Annotated in this window: 5 protein-coding genes; 1 reads left to right on the forward strand and 4 read right to left on the reverse strand. The window is 66.7% G+C overall.

Annotated elements, in window-relative coordinates; genetic code table 11:
- Positions 1 to 176 precede the first annotated feature (176 nt).
- On the forward strand, positions 177 to 2,171 hold the full coding sequence (locus AC1VXC_RS20620) for a relaxase/mobilization nuclease domain-containing protein (protein WP_023093942.1): 1,995 nt from the start codon (positions 177 to 179) through the stop codon (positions 2,169 to 2,171).
- 198 nt (positions 2,172 to 2,369) lie between these two features.
- Here the strand turns inward: AC1VXC_RS20620 and AC1VXC_RS20625 are convergent, their stop codons facing one another.
- Genes AC1VXC_RS20625 through AC1VXC_RS20640 form a run of 4 tightly spaced genes read right to left on the reverse strand, consistent with a single transcriptional unit; the run spans position 2,370 to position 5,714 of the window.
- Positions 2,370 to 3,674 (reverse strand): NAD(P)/FAD-dependent oxidoreductase, encoded by a 1,305-nt coding sequence (locus AC1VXC_RS20625; protein ID WP_031687786.1) that lies wholly within the window; start codon positions 3,672 to 3,674, stop codon positions 2,370 to 2,372.
- A complete protein-coding gene (locus tag AC1VXC_RS20630; RefSeq protein ID WP_128665403.1) occupies positions 3,671 to 4,048 on the reverse strand; it encodes an FAD-dependent oxidoreductase in 378 nt (125 codons plus the stop codon). Before AC1VXC_RS20630 ends, AC1VXC_RS20625 begins: the two co-directional genes overlap by 4 nt.
- Positions 4,049 to 4,077: 29 nt before the next feature.
- The gene (locus tag AC1VXC_RS20635; protein WP_023093945.1) at positions 4,078 to 4,788 is read right to left on the reverse strand and encodes an ABC-type transport auxiliary lipoprotein family protein; all 711 of its coding nucleotides are present in this window, start codon (positions 4,786 to 4,788) and stop codon (positions 4,078 to 4,080) included.
- Positions 4,785 to 5,714, reverse strand: a complete 930-nt coding sequence (locus AC1VXC_RS20640) for an MlaD family protein (RefSeq protein ID WP_023093946.1) — start codon at positions 5,712 to 5,714, stop codon at positions 4,785 to 4,787. Before AC1VXC_RS20640 ends, AC1VXC_RS20635 begins: the two co-directional genes overlap by 4 nt.
- Positions 5,715 to 5,936 lie beyond the last annotated feature (222 nt).

Consider the following 5,936-nt stretch of genomic DNA (forward strand, 5'->3'; position numbering starts at 1 on the left):
AGATGTGTATAAGAGACAGGCACTAGGCCGCGTCGAAAGCCTGTCTGCACATGGGGGTGGCGCGGCACGGAGCGGCTTCGCCGCCGTGCCGCGTGGGGCGCGAAGGTCGCGCCAATGCAGGCATGTCCGCGTGCTTCGCACGACAGGACACGCCAGAGCTTGCAGGATGCGCGGCCATGAGCGACCGCCGCGACGACGATTTCCGGGTACGCCCCAGCGCCCCGAAGAACCGGGGCAAGGGTCAGGGCCAGAGCTTCGTTTCCAAGGTGCTCAAGCAGGCAGGCAAGGCCAGCAGCGGCAAGTCCTCGATGCGCCACTCCGCAGCCGGCGGCAGCGGCGCACGCGCCGGTCAGCGCCCCGGTTCACGGCTTGGGCGCGGCCACACGGCGGCGCGCTTCGCCGGGGCGAAGCTGACGCCCATGTCGCGGCGCGTGACCATCAAGACCCTGCTGGTCAACCAGCGCAACGCCAGCCCGCAGTCGCTCGCCAGGCACCTGCGCTACATTGAGCGCGACGGCGCCGGCCGCGATGGCGAACCGGGCCGGGCCTACGGGCCGCAGACCGACGAAGCCGACCTCGATGCCTTCAAGGAGCGGGCCGCCGACGACCGGCACCATTTCCGCTTCATCGTCTCCCCGGAGGACGGCGCCGAGCTGGACGACCTGCGCACCTACACCCGGCATCTGGTGAACCGGATGGAAGCCGACCTTGGCACGCGGCTGGATTGGGTGGCGGTGGATCACTGGAACACCGACAACCCGCACGCACACCTGATCGTGCGCGGACGCGACGACACCGGCAAAGACCTCATCATCGCCGGCGACTACATCGCCCACGGCTTCCGCCATCGGGCCGCCGAACTGGCGACCGAATGGCTGGGGCAGCGCACCGAACTGGAGATCCAGCAGACCTTGGGACGCGAGGTGAAACAGGAGCGGTGGACGAGCCTCGACCGCACATTGCAGCGTGAGGCCGGCGTGGATGGCCGGGTGCAGATCGAACGCTTCAATGAACCCCGGCTGCAACGCCAGCGGCTGCTGCTGATCGGCCGACTCCAACGCTTGCAGCGCCTGGGCCTGGCCGACGAGGTGCAGCCCGGCACCTGGGCCGTCCATGCGGACGCGGAGAAGACCTTGCGTGCCCTGGGCGAGCGTGGCGACATCATCCGCACCATGCAGCGCGCCATGAGCGGCCAGCCGCGCGAACTGGCGGTGTTCGAGCCGGGCGACGACGGCCGCACCATCGTCGGCCGCGTGGCCGGCAAGGGGCTGGCCGACGAGCTGCACGACCGCGGCTATCTGGTCATCGACGGGGTGGACGGCAAGGCCCACTACGTCGCGTTGAACGCCGGCGACGAGCTGGCGAACTATCCAACCGGATCGGTGGTGGAGGTGCGTGGTTCCGCGGAGGTACGGGCGGCCGACAAGAACATCGCCGCGCTGGCGAGCGATGGCCTGTACCGCACCGATCATCACCTGGCGATCGAGCAGGGCCGGGCCAAGCCCGACCGCGACCCGCAGCAAGTCGTCGCGGCCCACGTCCGCCGGCTGGAAGCCCTGCGCCGGGCCGGCATCGTGGAGCGCGTGGCCGAGGGGTTATGGAAGGTGCCGGACGACCTGACCGAGCGTGGCCGCCAGTACGACGCGCAACGGCTGGGCGGCGTCGCCGTGGAGCTGAAATCGCACCTGTCCATCGAGCTGCAGGCGCGCGTGATCGGAGCCACCTGGCTCGACCAGCAGTTGATCGGCGGCGGCAAGGGGCTGGGCGACTTGGGCTTTGGTGGCGAGGTCAAGAACACCCTGCAACAGCGCGCCGACTTCCTTGAAGAACAGGGGCTGGCGGAGCGGCGCGGGCAGCGAGTGATCCTGGCGCGCAACCTGCTGGGCACGCTGCGCAATCGGGAACTGGCGCAGGCCGCCAAGGACATTGCCGCCGAAACCGGCCTGGCGCATCGGCCCGCCACGGACGGGCAGCGCGTTGCAGGCATCTACCGGCGCTCCGTCATGCTTGCCAGCGGGCGCTATGCGATGCTCGATGATGGCATGGGGTTCAGCCTGGTGCCGTGGCGGCCTGTGATCGAACAGCGGCGGGGGCAGCAACTCGCAGCGACGATGCACGGTATCGGGGCATCGTGGGAAGTCGGTCGGCCAAAGGGGCCATCGTTGGGCTAGTTCCAGGTACTAGTCCTTTAAAATCTCCGTCGTCATGAAGTCTATGAGTGCTCATAGTTTCGGCGCCATATGCTTGCTGGATGACCAGAGCATGTGGAAGGTGTCCTGACGCTCGGTGCTCTCGTGCTCATGCATACGAACGCAGTGGTCTCAGTGTCGACTATCTGGATATCCAACTCACCAATTCCTTCCAATCGCTCAATCAAGTCGTATCGATCCACGTAAACGTGCGTTGAGCTGATCAACCAGCCACAAGAGACTACCGCGAATGATCCCGTGCAGGCGTGCCTGGTGGCTACGATAGAGCAGCACATGGCTGGCCTGCGCCAGCCTTCCGCGTAGCGTTGTCCCCTTGAGCAGGCCGAACTTGCCCAGCGACGCAAATGCGTCGTACTCGCCTAGTGACACCAGGGATCCAAGGTCGCGGTGCACGAAGTCAGGGGGCGTCAAGCCTCGCTCGATCACGCGCGGAAGTTGGCGGATGAGGTATTGCGCCTGCTGATGTGCAACCTGTGCTGTCGGCGGCAAGGAGCGCTGGTTGCCCGACAAAGTAAGGCTCGCGCAATCGCCCACGGCGTAGATCCGCGGGTCCTGCGTCGTCTGCAGCGAGGGCCGTACCAGTAACTGGTTGATAGCATTCGCTTCCAGCCCCGCTAGATTCGACAGCAAGTTCGCAGCCTTGACCCCGGCCGCCCAGATCTTTAGGGATGCCTCCCGCCGAGTGCCGTCGCTAAACAGGAAGGCATCGGCATCCACTGCGCTGACCCGTGTGTCGGTGTACACACGGACACCCAATTGCTCCAAACGCGCTCGGGTAGCTTCAGAGATGTCTTTGGGAAAGGCGGCCAGTAATCGCGGTCCGCTCTCGATTAAAGCAACTGACATGCGCGACATCAGGTCGTGGGCGCCATACGCCGCCGCTGATTCGGCCAGTTGCACCAATTCGGCAGCCAACTCCACGCCTGTGGCGCCGCCGCCAACTATCCCGATTGAGAGTTGGGCATCCTGCGCCACGCACTGCAGGACACGAAGTCGAATCTCCCGGTTGAATGCATCGGCCTGCTCGCGCGAGTCGATCCGGTAACAGTGGTTTGCGGCACCACGCGTCCTGAAGTCGTTCGCTTGACTGCCGATGGCAATAATCAGAGTGTCATATCCAACTATGCGGCCGGGAATCAGAAGTCGCCCGTCGTCAGCGTAGACTGCGGCGATCTGCAGTTCTCGCCGTTCCCGATTCAGGCCGCACAGCTCGCCAGGCTGGTAGACGAATCCGGTATCGCGCGCCTGCGCCAAGTAGGGTGTTTGCTGCTGCGAAACATCGCGCGTACCTGCCGCGATCATGTGCAGCATAGGCTTCCAGACGTGGGCCGAATCCCGATCGACCAGTGTGACTGTGGGCGTTCCCGGACGTCGCCATCGGCGGGCCAATGCGCTGGCAATCTCCAGCCCCGCCACGCCCCCTCCAACGATCACTAGGCGATGTCTTTGCCGCTGATCAGTCATGATAGAACCCCAAGCAGAAAGGCTGCAGGCGGAACCTGGCAGGCTTGTGAATGTGACGGCGGCAAGGCGCTGACCCACGGCATCGCCTTGGCGGCCGTCACCTTACCGGCGAAGGTATCGACGCGCACTCCCGCACCAACCTCGTTGATGCCGGAGACCTGGCTGCGCACGTGGATGCGGATACCGGCGCGCAGTGCCAGCTGTTTCAGTGAGACGATGAACTTGGCCGGATCAACGATCCACTGCAGGATCCGGGCCGCGCCGAAAGTCTGGGCGCTCGTCACCGCGACCTGCTCTGGCGACACCAAGGCGCAGTCGTAGCCGAGCTCCTGCAGTTCGGCGATTGGGTAACGGCGATGGGCTCGGGTGACCAGTAGCTGTGGACGGACTTGGGCATGGCAGCTTACCTAGTCGAGTGCGACGACTCGGCCGCAGCGGGGGATGGCAGGTCGGCGTGGCGCGCGCGCGCGTCCGAACCGGTGGCGGATGCCGTGGGCTGCTCCAGGACCCAGTCGACGACTTGGGCAGCCAACGCATCCGACGCGGCGCCGAACGCAGCTATCACGTCGGTCTCGCGTTTGCTCGCGGCGGCATGCACCACCTCAAAGCGCCGGCTGACGCCGGCGCCCGCACGGTCGCGCTCGGCCAGTTGCGCGTCGAGCCGGATCGCCACCACCGGCGCGGTGCCGCGCTGTTCGACCTGAAACGCCCGCAGCGCGCCGAGCAGGTCCAGTTCGGCGGCGGGCGCCGCACTGTCCACGTGCACGGTCAGTCGTCCATCCTGGATGAAGGCTTCGGCCAGGCGGTCGCGCAGCAGGACCGGTGCGGTATCGGCCCAGCGCAGTCCCTGCCAGGCCGCAAGGCGTCCATCGGGCTGGGCAATGATGACCCGGTCCGAATCGAGCACCCGATTGCTCGCCGGGGAATGGATGACCAGTATGGGGCCATCGGCGCGCGGCCCATGTACGCCGCTGCGCGCCTGTGCCGGGTGCTGCAACGGCAGTTGGTAGGTGGCGGCTGGCGCCTGCTTGGGCAGGATGCTGCAGGCCGGCAGCGTGGCGGCGAGCAGGAGCGCCGCGAAGGTCGCGGGCAGCTTGCGGGAAGCATGGGTCATGGGGTGGTTTCCTCGATGTTCTCGCTGCCGAGCAGGTAGCCGGCGGGGTTGCGATCCAGACGGCGCAGCACGGTGTTGAGGCTGGCCAGTGACTGCCTCAGTTCGTTCATCGCCGGGCCGGTAGCGGCCATGCCCTGATCCAGCGAGGCCGCATTGCGCTGCAATAGGGCTTCCATCCGCGCCGAACTACGCTCCAGCGAGGCCATGGCCTCACGCGTGCTGGCCAGTGCGGGGCGTCCCTCCTCGTTGAGGATCGCTTGGGCATCGTCGATCACGGCATTGGCCTGGCGCAGTGCCGCGGTTGATTCCCGGCTCGCTTCGGTCAGGTTCTTGACCAGCCCGGCCAGCTCGGTGCGCTGTCCGGCGAGCGTGCCGGTGGTGTCCTCGAGGTTCACCAAGGTCTTATGCACCAGTGCCACGTTCTCTTCGGAGAACAGTTCATGCGTGCGCAGCAAGATGCCGTTGATCGTGGTCATGGTGTTGCCGTCGCCGGAGACCAGCGAAGCCAGAGCCGAGCGCGGCGCCAGGATCAGCGGTTCCTCGCCCTCTTTCCTGGGTAGCAGCGGCACGTCAGGACCACCGTCGCTCAGCTCGATCACCGCAGCGCCGGTGATGCCGGTGATCACCAGTTCGGCCCGGGTGTCCTGGCGAATCGGAATCGAGGTCTCGATGCGCACACGGGCGATGGCCCGGCGCGGGTCCTCGGGCAGCAGTGACAAAGCAGCGACCTCACCGACGGTGATGCCGCTGTACTGGACCGGGCTGCCGATCGAGAGCCCGGTCACCGGCTCGTCGAACATGACGCGGTAGTAGTGGAAGTCACGGTCGGAACGGGCGTCGCCAAGCCACAGCGCGACGCCGAAGCCGAGCGCGGCCAGGAAAAGGACGAAGACGCCGATGGCGACGTGGCGGGCACGGGGCTCCATGATTCAGTGCACCTCTCTGATAGGCATGCGGCTGTTCGGCGCAGGCGCGCGCGACCGCGGTCGGGGGAAGGAGGCGGACCCGCGCATCACGGCGGCGCCGCGCTCGTGGATCCGGCGCGCGCCTGCGCCGCCGCGCCGCCGCGCCGGCCCGGGGAATAGGGCTGGTACCCCGGGTGGGGGCAGCGCTGCACCACCACCGAGGCGGCATTTACAACCACCAGC

Source organism: Stenotrophomonas sp. STEN033 (assembly GCF_056856655.1).